The sequence below is a fragment of the Desulfosporosinus paludis genome, assembly GCF_045689965.1.
GTDB classification, from domain to species: domain Bacteria; phylum Bacillota; class Desulfitobacteriia; order Desulfitobacteriales; family Desulfitobacteriaceae; genus Desulfosporosinus; species Desulfosporosinus paludis.
The window spans coordinates 4,657,711-4,677,511 of the sequence record NZ_CP144211.1 but is presented as its reverse complement, the minus strand read 5'-3'; the positions used below and the strand labels follow the sequence as shown (position 1 = coordinate 4,677,511).

The following is a 19,801-nucleotide window of genomic DNA, read 5'->3' as shown; positions in this document are numbered from 1 at the left end:
GGGGTGTAAATGTTGGAGAAGAAAATGAATATTCTCATGTTCAGCGGTGACTACGATAAAGCTCTAGCTGCGCTCATACTGGCAAATACCGCCAAAGAATTGGGAGTTAATGTGAGCATGTTTTTTGCGTTCTGGGGCCTATTTTTGGTACGAGATCCTGCAAAGGCTTCTACTGAAGATAAAACTGCCTTTGAAAAAATGTTTGGTATGGTGACTCCCAAGGGACCTGAAGAATTACCTCTTTCCCGAATGAACATGGCAGGTTTAGGAAAACAAATGCTTTTAGAGATGATGGACGATGACCAAACACCTAGTCTGACTGATTTTCTTAATGGCGCCAGAAAAAAAGGAGTAACATTTTTTGGATGCAAGCTATCTGTGGATGTCATGGGTTTTAAAGAAGATGAGCTGCTGCCTGAAGTCAAAATCATCACTGCCAAAGAATACTTAAAGGATGCCTTAGATTCCGACATGCAACTATTCATTTAATTTACCACTATGTGCCGATTCCCAAGGCTTGCTTTGCTAGCCGGTCAACATAATCATTAAACTGATTTCCACTGTGGCCGGCTACTTTTTCAAAGCTATAGAGGCCTTCGTGCTCTTTCATAAATGTTACGTATGCTTGGGTGAATTTGTTCTTAGCTTGCCAGTCTCCGCTAACCCAATGGGAGATACCGGAATAATCATGATAGATTTTTATGCGTGCCTTTAAATCTTTGGCCTTTTTTACGGCATGAATCACCCCAGCGATTTCTCCGGCTACATTTCTCATGACGGCAGCTTCCAGATTTTCTCCAACTCCGTTGCCTTCTGAAATAATTTGTCCCTCTTTAACAAAGACGTAGCCATAAGAATACTTGCCATTCTTATAACTGCCATCGGTATAAACTTCATAATCATAGCCAGCTGCTGCCGATTGAACTAACTCGACCTCTTGACCTTCTTCAAGGGGTTTTCTTGTTGCCAAGCTTTCCTTGTTATTTTCCCAAGCAAGCGCTTCGGCTTTCGTCTCGAACCCTTTATAAATTGCTCCTTTATACCCTTTGACTGCTGCCTGACATTCCGGCCAGTTATTAAACAGACCTTTTGTGTACCCTTCTTTAACAACATAATAATTTTTCTTCCCCAAAGAAGCCTCTCCCTTTTTTATGGTTTGGAGCTTGTCTCTGATCACATAATACTATTATAAACCCTAGGTCGTAGAAACTAAACAACGTGTTATGACCGTTCCCTTTACACTGCGTCACACATACTAATATATTATACAGAATAATCTAAATAGTAGTCTCAATGCGGAAGGATAATTCAATTCTTTGTTGAAATCCTTAATATTAAGCGTACGATAAAATCTTAGTATAATACAAAAAGGGGGCGGAGAAACTATGGAAACTTATCGGGTGAAGGTCGGAGCAGAAGGGGAAATCGTTTTACCCCCGGAATTGCGAAGCCTCTTTGGTTTGGTTGCAGAGGACACCTTAGATTTGTGTGTTGACTCCGAAGGTAAAGTTTTCGTGCGAACAGCCGAACGTTCCGTTGGACCTCTTTCTGATTTCTTCGAGGATTTAATCATTGGAGAATTACATGGAATAGGATGTACTGGAGATGAGCTTAAGCGTAAACTGCTGGAACGCAAATTAAAGTTAAGTACTGTCCTTGATCGAATGTCAGAGGAAGCACATAGAGCGCATAAAAATTCGCAATCCGTCAAGTGGCGAAAAGTTCAGAGCCTTGTCTCTCTTGGCTGGGAGAAAACACCTCATGGTTCTTATGACGTTGTGATTACCACACGCGGAATTCATGATTTAGCCCTCCTTCATGAAAAAGAACTAAAAGAAATCCCGACTGTATTTAGTCACATTGAACAAGACCCTTTGGCCTTCAAACGTTTGAGAGGACCTTATTATGAAACATATCGGGTCTCTTTCAGAAGCGGTTTAAAAGAATATCGCGTCATCTATACCATTTTTGCTCCAGAAAATCTAATCGTCGTACTGATGGTCGGGGCCCGCGAAGCAATCTACGCGAACCTTAACGGTATTGCCTAGGCATACTCCATCCTAGATATTATTTATAGAGGCTGTCTCAAAATGATGTCTACGACATCACGAAGAGGCAGCCTCTTTTCAATATTTGGGGAAAAATAAGTTGAGATTGTGAAATCACAAGGGAGTATTCCTGATTTCACAATCTTATTGTTATATTTGGGAACGCTAAAAGAGCACTCTCTAAAACTCCCTAATTAAAAGGCATAAGCAGATTACGCAACCTCTATTTTATGTAACGAACAGCCACATCTGTCTTGTTGTATTTTGTTGTGCAACTTATTGATGTTAAAACCAAAGCTCAAAAGCAAAAATTCAGTTTCAACATTCTTTTTACCACGCATTACAAATCTTCGGAAGCTATGATCTTCCTTCAGAATTCCAAAAGCCCCTTCAACCTGGATGGAACGATTCATTCTTAGTAGGATACCTTCAGCCGTTGTGATATTATGTAAGGATTCTTCTCGTTTCTCCAAAAATACTTTTGATACAGATAGTTTCTTATTACCCGCTGCTTTTGTGCATTGTTTTTTGAATGAACAGCCTCCACAACTCTCACACTCATAGAGAGTTACATCCGATTTATAACCACTTTTCGAAGTTCTTGTCGTCTTTCCGACAGCCACTAGTTTTTTATTATTTGCACAAAGATATTCGTCTTTGACTGCATCATAGACCATATTTTCCCGTTTACCAATGATCTTACTAAAGCTTTTTTTCTTCATTACTTCATAGGTCTGTGGCTTAATGAAAGGCTTTAGTCCTTGTTTCTCAAAATAAACATAGTTTTCTTCACTTTCGTAGCCTGCATCAGCAATGACATTATGATATCTTTTAGGTAAGTTCTCAATTAGCTTTTCTAAAAAAGAAATAAGAGTCAATTGATCGGAGCGCTCACTCGAAATGGCCAATCCAACGATATATTCAGCCTCTACGCCAATCTGCACATTGTATCCTGGCTTTAGCTGAGAATTTCTCATATGATCTTCCTTCATATGCATAAAAGTGGCATCCGTATCCGTCTTTGAGAAGCTATTTCTACCATCAAAAAGCTCGTTATAACGATCATATCTCGTTTGTTTTTCCAAGAATTCTTCTAGTGTCTCTGTTGCCCTTTGCAGATTAGTCTTGCGTTTTCCCTTTCCAGAAACAAACTCTATTTTTTCGGCTTGTTGCTTCTCCTTCAGAAAAGCAATGTAATTCTGAAGGGTTTCCACTGTGATTGCCGACTCGCTTAATGGAATACCAGTTTCGATTTCTTTATTGAGTTTCACAAGAAATGCCCTGGCTTTTTCTTGCAGTTTCTGTTCATTTTTGATGGTGGTTTTCTTCCATACGAATGTATATTTATTGGCATAGGCCTCAATTTTTGTACCATCTATAAAAATATTTTCATACTGGATCTCACCCAGTTCACCTAGTTTAACGACCAATTGGTTGAAGAGCCCTTCGATAATTCCTTTAATCCGACCGTTGCGGAAACGAGCAATCGTATTATGGTCGGGCACCTTCTGTCCTTGGAGCAACCACATGAAATTAATATCTCTCCTACAGGCTTCCTCTATTTTTCTGCTTGTGTAAATGTCGTTCATGTAAGCATACACCAATACTCGGAATAATGTCTTGGGTGTGACTGCTGGATTTCTTCCCTTGGAAGAGTACGCCTTGTTTAAATTTGTATAATCTAATCCCTCCGTCATATGGCATAGCAGTCTCACCGAGTCATCTTCTGGTATTAATACTTCCATGTTTAGTGGGAGCACGAGTTGATAAACCCCACTATTTTCGTTATAATTTTTGCGTATAGTTTTGTTTTGTAGCATAAACTAATTATACCGAAAAGACGGGTCTTTGGACTTGTCTTTTTGTATTTTTACACAGAAAGGGGCTGCCTCTCCATAGAAATTATATTTCTATTTTGAGACAGCCTCTTACTTTGAGGCACCACCTTGAATACTAGTATCCAAACTATTTTTGTTATGATATATTAAAGGTTAACACAATACATAACATGGAAGGAGCAAACTACGTGAACCCAGGCAACAGCACTATTTCGGGCCGCTTAAAAGCCTCACAAAAATACCGCTGGTATATTTTAGCGACCGTTTCTATCGGAACGTTTATGGCAACTTTAGATAGCAGTATTGTCAACGTAGCCTTACCGACAATTTCAGGCAAGCTAAATGCTGATCTTTCGACACTTCAATGGGTAGTAACTGCCTACTTATTAACCATTTCCAGTTTGCTTCCGGTTTTCGGAAGATTAGCTGATCTTATCGGCCGCAGACGGATTTATTCTTTCGGATTTATCGTCTTTACCATCGGTTCAGCACTTTGCGGAATTGCAGCAAATATCTGGTTTCTAATTGGAATGCGTGTCCTCCAGGCTATCGGGGCCTCCATGCTGATGGCTAACAGTGCTGCCATTGTTACCGCTAATTTCCCGCCCAAGGAGCGAGGGAGGGCCTTAGGCTTAACTGGGACGGTTGTCGCTTTAGGAAGTCTTACCGGACCGGCTATCGGGGAATATTAGTAGGACTCTTAAACTGGCGGGCCATTTTTTACATTAATGTACCCATAGGAATCTTGGGATATCTGGCCGCGCGCTTTATTCTTCCCCATGATAAGCCCTTACAAAATCATGAAACGTTTGATTTTGTCGGTGCATTGTTTTTTACCAGCGGCATGATCAGTGTCTTGTTTTCTCTCAGTAATGGTCAAGATTGGGGATGGGGAACCTATCCCATCATTGGCGGGATACTGCTCGGCATTATCTTGTTATCGGCCTTCTTTGTTGCTGAAATCCGTGTAACTAACCCGATGATTGATTTGTCATTGTTCCGAATTCGGCCTTTTTTTGTAGGCAATATTACTGGTTTACTCTCCTTCGTGGCAATGTTTGCCAATACAATGCTGATGCCCTTTTACTTGCAGCACGTCTTGAATTATAATCCCACCCAAGTCGGATTACTTATGACCTCCTTTCCTCTCATGATGGCGGTTGCAGCTCCAGTCAGCGGACATCTTTCAGACAGAATCGGCCCTATCATCCTGACCACCAGCGGTTTGTTCGTCTCAGCATTGGGTTTTTTGTATTTATCCAATCTCAACGCCCACTCACTGGCTTGGCAGATTGTGCCTGGTTTGTTGTTGATAGGTCTGGGCTCAGGCCTTTTCCAATCTCCTAATAACAGCAGCGTCATGAGTTCTGTCCCTCCGATAAAATTAGGCGTTGCAGGCGGGATTAACGCACTGGTCCGTAATGTTGGTATGGTCATCGGCATTGCCTATTCTGTATCATTATTCGAAAACCGCAATGCGGCCTTTCTTGCAGGAATCAGTTCCCCTACCCCAGCTCAGCAGGCGAATGCTTTTGTTGGGGCTTACCATATTGTTATGTTAACCTCCATGGCGATCGCTATTTTTGCTGGACTCCTCTCGTTGAACCGTAAAGGTTACAGCCGTTCTGAATCTTGATTCCTTGATGGACACTGTACCACTACTGCATAGTTTATTTGGCATAGCGCTAAAGGCCAGAGCTTTATCTTAAGCCCTGGCCTTTGGCGTTTATTTTACGGCTTTTGCCGCTCTAGCTGATATAACCGTTGCAGGAGAATCATACGTCCATGGTTCTTTTTCGAAATTCCCCCATAGTCCTGCTATTTCCCAACCCTCTTCCTCAAAAGCTTTCATCAAACCTGAACAGGCAACAGGGTATAAACGATTAGTGCCAGATACCTCCTCTCTGGAATCAGGGAAGGTAATCTTCATAGTGAACTCCAAGCTGCCATCTGAACAAAACGTATAGTAACGCTGAAACATCAAACTAGAAGTTTTGATCAGGGGTAATTCCTTAATTTGCTTGGCAATGATCCGGTCATAGTTCACGGTTTGCACCAACACGCGAGGCGCTTTTAGTTTAAACTGAGCCAGAACCTGTTTTAACTCAGCTTCTCCGGACACATGCGCAAGGGTGTTTCCCAAGCAGACAATTCCATCAAATTCCTTCTCTATACTACTGAGATTACGCATGTCCGCTACTGAAAACGTTGATGAGCTGCCTATGTCTCGAGCCTTTTTTCTGGCGATTTCAATCATTTCTGCACTCAGATCCACACCGTAAGCCGAAATCCCTCCCCGACTCAGTTCTATCGCCAGAGTACCTGTTCCACACCCAACATCAAGCACTGAATTCATGGCTTCTTGTCTTAAGTAATTCTGGAGAAATGTCTTTTGGGCCTCCTTTAATGGGAAAATTTCATCGTAATATTCGGATAAAATCTGATAAAACTCCAAGCTCTATCCCCTCCTTCTCTCTATAGCTTAGACTAATCTGTCCTGCTCATTTTCTTTACAGTGTCAAACGAATGGTGTGAGACTGACCGTCATCCCTAAGGGAAATGACAGGTTCTTCTAATGGTTCTTCATCGCAAGTAAGCTGTTCAAACCCTGTCATTCGACCCTTGGGATTATCAACAACTATTTCGTATTTTGAAGAATGATAATGATAGACCATGCGATAGCCTTTCCAGTGACTCGGTATGCAGGGTTTGAGGATCAGTTTATCCCCTTGACATTTGAAACCCAAAACCCCTTCAAGCCCAGTTTGATACAACCACCCTGCCGCTCCAGTGTACCATGTCCATCCGCCGCGGCCTACATGGGGGTGGATAGCATAAACATCGGCTGCAACTACGTAGGGCTCAACTTTATAGCGATTAGCTTCATGTTCTGTTTGAGCATGATTGATGGGATTTAGCATTTGAAACAACTCCATAGCCTTATCTCCTTCTCCTAGAGTTGTGTATGCTGATATGGCCCAGATGGCCCCATGGGTATACTGCCCTCCATTTTCACGTACCCCAGGTACATACCCTTTGATATAGCCGGGGTCAGGCAGAGATTTGTCAAAAGGCGGTGTAAGCAACATAAGAATTCCATCTTCTTTTCGCCACAAATAGTGTTCTAAAGCCAGCATAGCATCTTGTGCTCGGCTGGGTTTTGCAGCTCCGGAAATTACTGCCCATGATTGTGCGATGGCGTCAATCTGACATTCTGTGTTTCGTGTTGATCCTAAAGGAGTTCCGTCATCAAAATATGCCCGTCGATACCATCCTCCATCCCAGCCGTACTTCTCCAAATTCTGTTGAAGTTCTTCCGAGACATGGCGATAACGTTCTTCTCTCTCCTTATCCTGACGCTCTCGGCAGATGGAAGAGAAACGCGTCAGGGTCAAGTGGAGAAACCAGCCCAGCCATACACTTTCTCCTCTGCCTTGGGGACCAATTTGACTAAAGCCGTCGTTCCAGTCTCCAGAACCAATGAGCGGTAATCCATGTTCACCAAAACGCAGCCCTCTTTCGATGGCTCGCAGGCAATGTTCATAGACATTTCCACACTCGTCAGAAATTCCGGGAACTGAATAGCGTTCATCTTCGCCCTCTTTCAGCGGCTCATCTTCGAGGAAAGGGATCACCTCATCGAGTACGGAACTATCACCTGTACGCTCAATATAATGCGCTGTCACAAATGGGAGCCATAAAAGATCATCGGAGAATTTTGTTCGTATTCCTTTACTTTTTCCTTCATGCCACCAATGCTGCACATCACCTTCTTTAAATTGATGACCGCAATGAAGGAGTATTTGTTTTCTGCTAACCTCAGGGGCGGTATAAACAAGAGCCATTACGTCTTGAAGTTGATCTCTGAAACCATAGGCTCCGCCTGACTGATAAAACGCTGATCTCGCCCATATTCGACAAACCGCAGTTTGATAGAGCAGCCACCGGTTCATGAGTAAATTCATCGATATATCGGGGGTTTCAACTTGGATTTTGCTCAATAAACCGTCCCAGTAGTCTCTTACTTTATCGAGTTCTTCATTAACTCTCTCTGGGTTCCTATACGCCGAAAGAATTTGCCCTATCTCTTCTCGATTTGTGGTTTCTCCTAAAAAGAGAGTAACTGTTCGGGTTTCTCCAGCGGCAATCGCTAAATGGATTTGCATGGCCGAACAAGGATCGAAGCCGGCACCGACGGAATCTGAGAAACTCTCCAACTTTAATCCCGCTGGATCTGCCAAACTCCCATTACGACCGATAAATTCAGACCGATCACCCGTATAGCTGACGACGTTGGCTCCCATAACCGCCAGAAATCCTATCCGTCCGCTAAATTCTTCTTGGTAAGTGTTGCGAATTAACAGAGCCGGGTATTTCTCATCATATTCCGTCACCAAATACGGGGCAGTCAGCTCACGGGCCACTCCCAAGACCCATTCCACGTAATAGACTAAGCTCAAGCGTATCTCCTGTTCTGTTGTGTTGGCAATTGATACATCGACAATTTTAACAGGTTCCTTTACTGGTACAAAAAGCCTCAGTGATTGCTTCAGACCATGACTGCAATGTTCAAAGACTGAATATCCCTGACCATGCCTTATCGTGTAAGACCCTTTCTCCCGCCTTGGCTTGGCAGTCACTGACCAAAACTCGCCGGTATCTTCCTTCCTCAAATAAAGCGCTTCTCCTGTGGGATCAAGGATCGAATCATTGGACCAAGGAGTAAGCTTATACTCCCGACTATTGTTGGACCATGTATAACCTGCTCCTACCTCAGAAACTTGGAAACCAAATGTCGGGTTAGCAATAACATTAATCCAGGGAAGAGGGGTATTCCTGCCCTCCTGAAGCTTAATTACATATTCTTTCCCATCTTGACTAAATCCTCCATATCCATTGGCAAACGTCAATTGGCTCATCATCTGTTCCGCTGGTTCATGGAGTATGTTGTCCTGAGAGGTTTCTAATAAGGAGTCTTCCAGCTCAGAAGGGGTATCATTTCCTCCGGCCGTACCGTCCCCATTAATAAGTTTACTCTTCTTTCTAACCTGAACTGAACAAGAACCTCCTTCACCATTAAAAATGATTCGAGCTACGGTATAGAGCAGTCTCAGATCATCGACTTGAACATGATCTTTTTGCAGTATAAAAACACCGCCTGGCTGATTTAAACGATCCCGCGCGTGTCCCATAGAAATCAAGTCTCTCAAGCTATCTTGAAAAGCCTGAACGTAACCGCTCTCATCTTCATTGAGAATTACTAAATCTACATATAATCCCTTAAGACTCCAGTATTCATGAATTGTCAGCAAACGTCGAACTAACTCCATATGTTCAGGCCTATCGACTCGAACTAGAACAATCGGAAGATCTCCTGAAATCGCATAGGGCCACAAAGCTGACTGCCCTTTGCAATTAGTGGCGATGTATTCCGCTACATCTCGGCGGCATGGACTGAGATAAAGCAGATGACCACCAAGACTGAGAGCCTCGTTGGCCTGCCCGACCGTCAAATTCAGATGACGTAGCTCCATTTTGCAGTGAGTCCAAGCCAGTTCAAAAGCCCTATTTACTGAGAGCGGGTCCCGATATTTTTCAGAAATACGGATGATGTCCTCTTGGTTGTCTGCATAACCGACGGAGAAAGAAACCCTCGCCGTTTGCCCAGGAGCAACTCTCACTCTCTGTCTCAGACTCATGATAGGATCAAGGACCGCACCAACCGTATTGGATAAGGGGTGGTTGGCATCCAAAGCTTGTGGTTTCGAAAGGCTTCTGCCCCGTCCAATGAACCGAGCTCGATCTGTTTCATATTGCAGGGTACCGACCGTGTCTCCCTCTGTCGCTACAGTATGCATCAGCCATAAACGCGGCTGCTTTTCTTTACGAGGACGTCGTGAAGCAAATAACACTTCATTTTGATAGTCGGTTTGAATAAACAGATTTCCAAAGGCAGGATGGGCTAAATCATCATTCGCCCTGGCCAAAACCACTTCAAAATAGCTGGTGATTTCAATAACTCGCTCAAACTTACTACGATTTGTCAACGAAATACGACGGATTTCTGTTTGATCTTCCGGTGAGACAACGATTTCGGTGCGGGTCGTCAGATTGCCGTCCTTGCGGAAGTATTCAACCCGATCTGGAGCGAAGGTGACTTTATAATCCTCACCAGAATTTAGACATGGTTGATACGTCGCTGACCAAACATCCCCTGAATTCAGGTTTTGGATGTAGAAATACATTCCCCAAGCATCCCTGGTTACATCTTCCCGCCAGCGAGATAAACATATTTTTTGAAAACGACTAAAGCCAGCCCCTGAATTTGTCAGCATCACTGAATACTGTCCGTTCGAGATACAATGCGTCACCGGAATCGGACTCATCGCTGTATTCATAAAAATCGACTGACTCTTCTCAGGAGGGGAACTCTTAGATTGTCGGCCAGAGACAGTCTGTTCACCCTCTGGTTGTGAAATAAGAGGGGTTGCCGACGGTATTCGTTCCTGCAAGAGCAGTTCCATGGCTTGAATAAGTGCCTCGCTGTGTAAACGTGTCTGCATTCTGTTGTCAAATAAGACATTATCCAAGGCTAAAAAGCTCATCCCCTGATGATGGGCCATAAAACTCTGGATCAGCCTATGGGACTTCCCTACTGGGATACGATCTGCTGTAAAATCGACGGCTTCATATAATCCATAGCGACCGCCAAAACCACGATGTTCCATGAGCGAAATATTGGATAAGGCCTCCCGGGGGGAAACCATCAATCCCAAAAAGCTGGCATAAGGCGCAATGACAAGATCTTGGATCAATCCCCTTTTCAGGCCCAGGCCTGGAACACCGAAGGCTTTATATTGATAGTTGAGTTGAGGGTCAAAGGCATAAAATCCTGACTCGGATATTCCCCAAGGTAAATTATGTTCGGCTGCGTACTTTTTTTGTACCTCTACAACGGACTTATATGTCTCATCCAACAAAGTTCCCGAATAGTTTCTCATGACGAGCAAGGGCATCAAAAACTCAAACATAGTTCCGCTCCAAGAAACGAGACTTCTTTTTCCCTGAGCCAAAGTCAAGGTGCGCCCCAGTCTAAACCAATGACTATGTGGCACATCTCCTTTCGCAATGGCAATAAAACTCGCCTGACGAGCCTCAGATGCTAATAAATCATAGTAAGACTTATCAAGCATACTTTCTCCGATTCGGTAACCAATGGAAAAAAGCTGACGGTTCTCATCAAACAAAGGCTGAAAATCTGTCACTAAAACCATCTCTTCGAGCCATTGCTGCAGTTCTTTGGATTTATGGATGATATTCTGAATCTTAAGCAGCGCAGGTCTGATTATTTTGCTGATTTCCGCACTGAAATTCCCGTTCTCCAGCTCTTGTGTATAGTATCGTCCTAATTCATAAACATTAAAGGATTCAAGATCATTGATAGTTTGTAGATTCTTATCTTCCAAGAGAAATGAATCATTGGTCCACGGCAAATAGTCTCGTATCTCCTGTTTGAAAGAAACAATCATCTCTTCGATCCGAGCGCCCCAGTACTTGGCTTCTTCCGGCCATTCCTGAAGTGAATAATTTTGTGGCCAGGACAATAAGAGACTCACCAAGGTCCGAAGGTTGCAGGTCTCGTTGGAGCTCTCTAAGGCTTCCTTAAGTGCACTTTCAAATCCAGCCAGCTCTTTAAGATCATCTTCTCCGACAGTCCGTTTTAACAGCATAAAGGTATCTTGAAGAGCAGAGACGTATTCCGAACCCAGGAGTGGTTTTTCTAAGGACTCAGAAAGCCCGGCTTTCAACGTCAGCAAATACATGACAAAGTTCCCGCTATCAACCGTAGATATATAGCGCGGTTCCAAGGGTTCCAGACTCTGGGTATCATACCAGTTGTAAAGATGCCCTTTCCAATGTTCTAGTTCTCTAATGGTAAGGAGCATCTTTTCGATGCGCTGCAATGCTGTCGTGATAGAAATATAACCGAAATCTCTTGATGCAATATTCGCCAGTAAGGCTAAACCAATATTTGTCGGGGAGGTTCTGTGAGCAACTCCATTGGGCGGATCAATTTGGACATTATCAGGAGGAAGCCAATGCTCAGCATCATTCACATATTCCTCAAAAAAAGCCCAGATTTTTCTGGCCCAAAGTCTTAAGGCAAGCTGTTCCGAAAGAGAAAGTAATTCTTTCTTAGAATGTTTAGGCAGGCTTACACGATAAGTGCACCAAATTGAAAGCAGCCATAAGATTCCTAGAGGTATAAACCCCGTAAGCTTGGAAGGAAACATGAAGCCAACAAGTAAACCAGCGAGAATAATGTAGACGATGACCGAACCCATCGACCATAACGTCGCTTTCAAACTAAGATCGATACGCTTCTCTGTATCTGCTGCAGTTTCCCATTCCAACATATGACGATGAGAAATCAGCTGGCGATAACTGCTTCGCAAGATGGCATCAAGCATACTGAACGTTTGTACGGGCAGTAAGATAAACTGCAGTCCAAACTGCTTGGCAACAGTCAAAGAATCTTGAGCTACATTACTCCTTTCTTTGCTTGTAGCCAAGAGCATGTTCAGCATACATAGAATCATAGGCCAAAGGACACTCAAGGTAGCCAGCCCAATCCACACCCAAGGGTTTCCAGGAAGGAAGGAGATTCCTAAGGTCATAAGCAGCAACTGGGCCGGATTTTCTAAGCTTCTCCTTAAGTTGTCAAAGATCTTCCATTTCGAAATAAAAGGTATTGATTTGAAAAGCCAAGGTACAAGCTGCCAGTCGCCACGGACCCAGCGATGTTGACGGCGGAGATAAGACCGATAGGTGGATGGGTAACCGTCCACCAATTCAATATCTGTCACGAGACCTGCTCTTGCATAGATTCCTTCGATCAAATCGTGGCTAAGAATCGTATTCTCTGGAAACGTCTGATGGGTTACTTGATGAAAGACCTCAACATCATAGATCCCTTTGCCCGTGAAAATACCTTCGCCAAACAAGTCCTGATAAAGATCGGATATGGCGGTTGTATAAGGATCAACACCTACTCTGCCAGAGTAGAGTTGAGCAAATTCAGACGCTCCGGCGCTCAGAATAGAAACCCCTACCCGCGGCTGAAGTACGCCATACCCTTGAACAACTCTTGTTTTTGCATCATTGAGGTGCGGAGAATTCAAAGGATGAGCGAGAGTTCCAATAAGTTTTTTAGCGGTTCCTTGAGGCAATTTGGTATCTGCATCGAGGGTTATTACATAGCAGATGCTTGGCAGAATTGTCAAATTTCCAATTTTTACATTATAACTAGTTGCACCTTCTTGACGTAATAATGCGTTAAACTCAGCTAATTTTCCCCGTTTGCGTTCCCAGCCCATCCAAACCCCCTCTGAAGGATTAAAGAGGCGTAAACGATGAAAAAAATAGAACCTATCCTGTTCATACTTATGATTGAGATTTTCTATGGCCTCCGTGGCGGCAGCAATGATTTCATCATCACCCGGGATCGTCTGAGAAGGGGCATCCGCGAAATCTCCCAGTAAAGCAAAATGTAAGTTATTATCTCGATTGGCCAAAAAATAAACTTCCATTTCCGCGATGAGTTCCTTCACTCTCTCGATACTAGTCAAAAGAGTGGGCACTACGACCATGGTCTTAAATTCTTCAGGAATTCCTTCTCTCAACTCCAGCTTAGGCAAAAAGGTCGGGGGGAAAAGTTTTGTAACAATCCAGTTTAACGTTGGTATCATCAAACTGCTCGCCCATATAAGCACTCCCAAAAGCAAGGCTGTATAGAGAATCGAAAAGGGAGGGACGTTTTGAGCATAGGAAATAACCCAAGCACTAAGCAATAAAACTCCGATGAGCATACTTCCGAAATAATATAATTCGGGCTTTTTTCGAATCTCCTGACGAAACCGATAAAGAACACTTGAATTCGAACCGAAATCTCGTTTCAATTCTTCCTCTAAGTCTGAACGACCTGAGCCCATTAAATCATAGCCAACATGAGCAGACAAAAAATCGCCTCGTTGCTGGGCCGTTTCTGCTCGTGTGAGAACTTTTCGCGCCACAACTAATTCAGAAAGTTTAAACTGCCGAGCAATTTTTTCTACCTCATGACGATAGGCATCACGTGAATCAAAATCCATTTGGCAATAGACATTACTCGGATCTTTTTCAAAGACACTTTCCACGAGACTGACTTCCTCAAAAAATCTCGGCCAATCCTCTGCAGAAATAAAATGTATACTCGAGATAGCGTGTCCCATTGAAACCTGATACATGGTCTGATGCTGACGTTCAAGCTTTGCTAATTCCTCTATCGTTGTATCCTGTTTGGCAATTGCTCGATCGATCCAGTGCAGCAATGGTGCTCCCTCAACGCCATGTTCCCTCATCCGCCTCAAGATCTGTTCCGCATAGGCCGAGGAGTATTCTTCCTGAGGAGTTAAATTTTTTAGAATTTCATCCCAATTCATTTTATCATGGTCAGTTTCTAAAAGAGGTAAAACCCAATGATCTGCCCTTTCCCTTTCTGCTTGGGTAAATAATATAAGTTCCGTTAATCTCCTGATGTTCTCCAGGATTACGATTCTAAGCATCGTTGGGATTGCCCATAGTTCACCGCTTGACAAAGGGATTTGAACCTGATAAGCGTTAATAAACGCTTTTAAGGTGTCTCGTTGCAATTGACTGTCCGTATGCTCGATTAATTCCACTAATAAACCATATACTCTAGGGTAGCCCATAAAATCACCGCTAGAGTTTCTTGGCAATTGGCGCTCAAATTTCTGAGGCAAGCTCCGGGGAATCTCTTCCTTTAGGCTTCTTAAACTGTAATAATTGTCTAGCAGCCATTCTGTCGCAGGGACTGTATCTTTAGTGCGGGCAGTGTAATCCGAAATTTCATGATAGGCCCGTTCTAAAAATTTTATATTTTGTTTAACCCTTGGCAAGAGAGTACGTTTCGGAAAATGAGCACTCTGATTCGAGGTGGAATGGGCAATTTCTTCGGCATGCTTAAGCAGATCTTCCCCATGGAGGGCAATATCTTTATAGGGTTTTTCCTTAATCATAGACCGTTCGAAAAACTTCATTGTTCGTCTCCGTTTGTCATTTTTTAAGCATCATTATTGCATTATTCCCAATCCCTCCCACTTCATTCATCAAACAATAAAACCCTAGCCGTTCTTTACAGCTAGGGTGTTTATTGTTAGTGTTTGTATTATGTTGGAATTCAACCAAACCGTTCCATAAATTCATCCATAGTTATAAGTACTTGTCTAGGTTTGCTCCCTTCAAAGGCACCTACAACACCTTGCTCCTCGAGCATATCCATTAAGCGTGCCGCTCTAGTATACCCTAATTTCAGGCGTCGCTGCAAGAAAGAGACTGATGCCATACCGGTCCTGATGAAAAGCTGTCCCGCCTCAAAAAACAAGGCGTCATCAGGTCCACTGCCTTCATCATTCTTTTCTGTGGTTTCCGAAAAAAGCCGTTCCGGATCAAGATACTCCGGTTTTCCCATACTTTTCCAATGAGTGATAATTCTTTGGACCTCCTCATCCGTAACCAAGCAGCCTTGCACACGTAATGCTTTGTTTTCACCTAAGGGAGAATAAAGCATGTCGCCTCTGCCGAGGAGTTTTTCAGCTCCAGTAGCATCCAGGATCGTGCGCGAATCAATTTGGGACGATACTGCAAAGGAAATTCGGCTGGGAATATTCGCTTTGATGACTCCTGTAATCACATCGACAGAAGGCCGCTGCGTAGCGATGACAAGGTGAATCCCCGCCGCTCGTGCCATTTGGGCTAAGCGACAAATGGCTTCCTCAACTTCCCCGGCAGCTACTAACATTAGATCGGCTAGCTCATCAATGATCACAACAATAAACGGTAAGGCGAGTGATGATCTCGCTAAATCAGCTGATTTTAATTTATTATAACGATCGACATCACGTACCCCTGCAGCAGCAAACAGCTCATACCTGTTTTCCATCTCTTTAACGATCCATTTTAGCGCGCTGGCCGCTTTCTTAGGATCAATGACAACTGGGGCCAAGAGATGGGGAATTCCATTATATTGACTTAGTTCAACCATTTTAGGGTCTACAAGTAAAAATTTCACTTCATCTGGAGTAGCATTAAATAAAATCGAATTGATGACCGAGGTGATACAAACGCTCTTACCCGAACCAGTCGCTCCGGCAACTAAAAGGTGCGGCATTTTAATCAAATCTGCAACAATAGGCTGATTGGCAATATCTTTTCCTAAGGCAACCTTAAGTTTAGAGGGATATTGCTCAAAAGTGGTTGTTTCAAGTACTTCGCGAAATGGCACCGAACGAGCTTGTTTATTGGGAACTTCAATTCCGATGGCTGCTTTTCCGGGAATCGGAGCCTCAATGCGAACGTCACGCGCTGCTAATCCCAGGGCAATATCATCCGCCAGATTAACGATCTTACTGATTTTAACTCCTGGAGCCGGTGCGAGTTCATAACGAGTAATTACGGGACCTCTCGTGACTCGAATAACTTTTGCTTTGACACCGAAATCTGATAGCACTTTATCCAATAATTTAGGTGTTTCCAGATCTTGTATAGGAGCATGTTGCGGCACCGAATCCAGCAAATTAAGACCGGGAGGATTCCACTGGGGACTTCTTGGCTGAGAATCATCGACGGACTTGGTAGGTTCTTGATGCTCCGTTAACAGCTCAGGCTCAGGCTCAAGATCCGTATCCTCTTGCTCAAAAGTCAGAAGTTTTACTTCATTCTCTTCCTCTTCGTAAATTGCCAATCGTTCTTCGAGTTGGCTCCCAGAATTCTCTTCCGGTTTAAGATTCAATTCACCGACAACGTTAGTTTCGAATTCACTCGTAACATCACTGTTAAACGCCGGCTCAGGTTTATTCTCAGGTTTATTCTCAGTTTCCTCGGGTTCACCTTCAGTTTCATCGGGCTTACTTTCAACGGCAACTTCCTTTTGTTCTGGCAATCCATTTTCTGTCGATAAATTATCAACTTCCGGAGTTTCCATATGAGCAGAGTTACTATTGAATTTAAACTGTGCTAAAAACTCTTCTTGATCTGCTTGAGATTTGAAGATCGGTTTAGCAATAGGTGTAGGAGTTTTTTCCTTTAAGGTTCCAGAAAACATCGATGAAGTATTCTTTACGGGTTGGGGAATTACGTGCAACAATTGTCCCATTTCTTGATCTACATCCTCAAAGTAAGCTTCAAGTCCCTTTAGGAGGGTCATCTTATGAGGTCTTTTAGAAAAAAGGTCTCTCCCGATCCGAAATAGGATGGAAAATCCTTCCCCAATTCATTCATTTCCGTTGCTTGCTGTTGGTCGATTTCTTTAATTTCAACCCATTCAGGAGAGGAGAAATATTGATTAAACCCTTGCAAATTAATGAGTTTTCCAGCTGGCAGTGGTATACCTTCCTCATTAGGCTTAAAGTTCGTGGCCCTCTGTTTCGAGGTCTCCCGTTCAATCTGCCTCTTGGAATGAGTTTTAGTGACCGCCTTTGATTGAACAATCTTAGAGGTTGTTCGAAAGCGTAGCGTTATTAAATTTGCTGAAAAGACCCATAAAACTAAAGCAATAATAAGACAAAAGAAAAGCCCAACCCAAGCAAAATGATTCCCCAGAATCGTTGCAACCACGGAAAAAATCTTTTTCCCGATAACAAAGCCGAGGCCACCTAAAAGCCCCAATAGTGAAAATAGTAATAATATGATACTTATCAATTTTAAGCCAAACGTATTTGGGCCCTTTTTGCTGGTCCGCACCTTTTCACCCCCATGCTATACTCATTATGGTTGATAAGCTATGAGAATGTCAAAAGGTTTTTTTGGATCTGATAATATTTATCAGTAACTTAAGAGTATACCTTCTTGATTGGGCAAGGGATGAAAGATTTCATGCGATATTTCACCATCTTGATTTAAAAACACATTACCTGTATAGAGAAAATCACCTTTGGTCCAATAACGGAGATCTAAAAATTCCACATTACACTCTTCCGAATCAGAATCGTGAGCTATAATGTGATAATATGGTGTAAATTGACAGAAGAGTTCCGCTAACGTCCCTTCAAGTGCGTTGGAAACTGAAGGATTATCCTTATCGATTTTTGGCAGAACCCTGCAAATGGAAGGGGTCTGGTTACGAATGATACCAAAACGTACGGTATCTCCTTGAAATAAAATAAAGTTCCACGCAAACGGATGATACATCGCTGGAAGGACTTTGACTTGATCCTTTTCTTTAAGGGCATAGACAGCCATTAAACGATCACGCGTTTTTAATCGTCCTATATGACGGTTTCCTAAATACAAGATACTTAAGAAAAAGGCCATCAAGGCAGAAGATCTGGATAAATCCGGAGAATAGAGTGAGATCATAGATGATCCCAGAAACAAGCAAGAAACAATGGGGTCAGTGAGCATTATCATGTCAAAGGTAATTTTCTTTCGTGAAAATGGCCACAATAATTCAGCCCCGAAAGAATTTAATAAGTCCAAAATACTATGGGACATTGTTCCGAGAAGTGTCCAAATAACGACAGTCCACCAGGAGGTGCTTGGGAAAACTAAATACAGAGCTGACCCTAGACCCAGAGCCATACCAGTTAAGGCGATCAGGGAATGGCTCGCTCCTCTATGATTTAACAAATAATTCAAACGACCTTTGAGATGGGCGACAATATCAATGTCAGGAAGCATTGCACCTAATGTGCAACCTAAGAATACCGGATCATTTAATTGCATACTGTGACCAGAAAAAGTACTTAAGGCAATCCCAACAAGTCCATGAGTGATCGGATCCATTATTGCCCTCCTTCAATGAATTAAAGTTCTACAGACTATAACACTACTATTATAGCATAAAGTTTTTGCGGCAACTCAAATTTCATTTCCTCATTTTCCATCTTCAGACACACGAATAACTCCGCATAAAGTATGCGGAGTTATCATTCGCTGCAATGAATCAGTAATTCGAATTAACCTTTACTGGCGTGGGCAGCTACTTTTATTGAATTATTGATATTATGAATTTCCGGGATGTTTTTAATCATTTCCTCAGCCAACTCGCGATCCTCCTCGGTATAAACCTCCCCTGTCAAAAAGGCGATACCGTCTTGGACAAATGCCCGTATCTGTCCTGAATTCAAGCGATGCTGCCCCAACTTAGAGACAAGTTGTTCAGTAAGCCATAGATCTTCTCCCTGAGAACGATGACGAGTCATGATCTCACTGACCACTGCTTTGACGCCCGGAACCTGGTAAGCAGTTTCCACAGCCCACTCCATTTCTTCTTGGGTATCCACGAGCCCACTTAACGAAATCAAACCATTGCGGGCTGCAGTTTGAATTTCATGAGCATTAACCCAGGGGGAAGCAACTAAGGCATTTTCCACTCGATTAACGAGGGTAGCATCGTCGACAGCCTTTTCTAAAAATTGTATTTCACTGCGAATTTCTTTGACACCTCGCACTTGAGAGGCAAGTCGTTTAGCCAAGCGCTCCGTACTTTGAGTTTCAACATGTCCAAGCAACGTCGCAATCCCACGACTCACTCGACATCCCAAATGAGTGAGATCTTCAAAGTTAGATCCTCTAAAACGTTCGATAATTCCTTGTTCAACGTCTTTATCTAGGATATTACCGTCATTAGCAACAGTTAAAGAGTTATCTAATTCACGAACACCGTCAATCCGCCCTACACGACTCCCGAAGAAATCTTTTTCAACCAAGCTGTCGACCATTCCCCAAATTGTTGCTCGGTCCCCTTTGACTTCCACATGGATTCCTTGTCCACTTTCTCCAAAATGTGTATGAATAAGTCTTTTGATATCACGAAGAATGTCTTGTTCTGACCGTGAATTACGCATAAATCTCCCT

General features: G+C 43.0%; 8 protein-coding genes and 2 pseudogenes. 3 read left to right on the top strand and 7 right to left on the bottom strand.

Annotated elements, in window-relative coordinates; all coding sequences use genetic code 11:
- The first annotated feature begins 12 nt into the window (after positions 1–12).
- Positions 13–489, top strand: coding sequence for a DsrE/DsrF/DrsH-like family protein (locus VZF35_RS23280; protein ID WP_407314797.1), 477 nt, complete (start codon positions 13–15; stop codon positions 487–489).
- 7 nt (positions 490–496) lie between these two features.
- On the opposite strand, the gene VZF35_RS23275 is transcribed toward VZF35_RS23280, so the two are convergent.
- Positions 497–1,132 carry a viroplasmin family protein gene (locus VZF35_RS23275; protein ID WP_407308795.1) on the bottom strand — a complete coding sequence of 212 codons (636 nt, stop codon included), beginning with the start codon at positions 1,130–1,132 and terminating at the stop codon, positions 497–499.
- A 253-nt stretch (positions 1,133–1,385) separates the two neighbouring features.
- Between VZF35_RS23275 and VZF35_RS23270 the strand changes: the two genes are divergently transcribed.
- Positions 1,386–2,048: an AbrB family transcriptional regulator gene (locus VZF35_RS23270; RefSeq protein ID WP_407308794.1), complete on the top strand. Its 663-nt coding sequence runs from the start codon at positions 1,386–1,388 to the stop codon at positions 2,046–2,048.
- Between the two features lie 212 nt (positions 2,049–2,260).
- Here VZF35_RS23270 and VZF35_RS23265 read toward each other — a convergent pair whose 3' ends face one another.
- The gene (locus VZF35_RS23265; RefSeq protein WP_407308493.1) at positions 2,261–3,868 is read right to left on the bottom strand and encodes an IS1182 family transposase; all 1,608 of its coding nucleotides are present in this window, start codon (positions 3,866–3,868) and stop codon (positions 2,261–2,263) included.
- A gap of 188 nt (positions 3,869–4,056) precedes the next feature.
- On the opposite strand from VZF35_RS23265, the pseudogene VZF35_RS23260 reads away from it, so the two are divergent.
- Positions 4,057–5,522 (top strand): annotated as a pseudogene (locus tag VZF35_RS23260) (MFS transporter).
- A gap of 90 nt (positions 5,523–5,612) precedes the next feature.
- Here VZF35_RS23260 and VZF35_RS23255 read toward each other — a convergent pair.
- From VZF35_RS23255 to VZF35_RS23235, 5 genes and pseudogenes are all read right to left on the bottom strand, one after another.
- Entirely contained in the window at positions 5,613–6,341 is a 729-nt protein-coding gene (locus tag VZF35_RS23255) for a class I SAM-dependent methyltransferase (RefSeq protein ID WP_407308793.1), read from the bottom strand.
- A 55-nt stretch (positions 6,342–6,396) separates the two neighbouring features.
- A complete protein-coding gene (locus VZF35_RS23250; protein ID WP_407308792.1) occupies positions 6,397–14,964 on the bottom strand; it encodes a GH36-type glycosyl hydrolase domain-containing protein in 8,568 nt (2,855 codons plus the stop codon).
- 161 nt (positions 14,965–15,125) lie between these two features.
- Positions 15,126–17,686 (bottom strand): annotated as a pseudogene (locus VZF35_RS23245) (DNA translocase FtsK).
- 81 nt (positions 17,687–17,767) lie between these two features.
- Positions 17,768–18,727, bottom strand: a complete 960-nt coding sequence (locus VZF35_RS23240) for a metal-dependent hydrolase (protein WP_407308791.1) — start codon at positions 18,725–18,727, stop codon at positions 17,768–17,770.
- A 173-nt stretch (positions 18,728–18,900) separates the two neighbouring features.
- Positions 18,901–19,791, bottom strand: a complete 891-nt coding sequence (locus VZF35_RS23235; protein ID WP_407308790.1) for a BON domain-containing protein — start codon at positions 19,789–19,791, stop codon at positions 18,901–18,903.
- Positions 19,792–19,801: the final 10 nt, after the last annotated feature.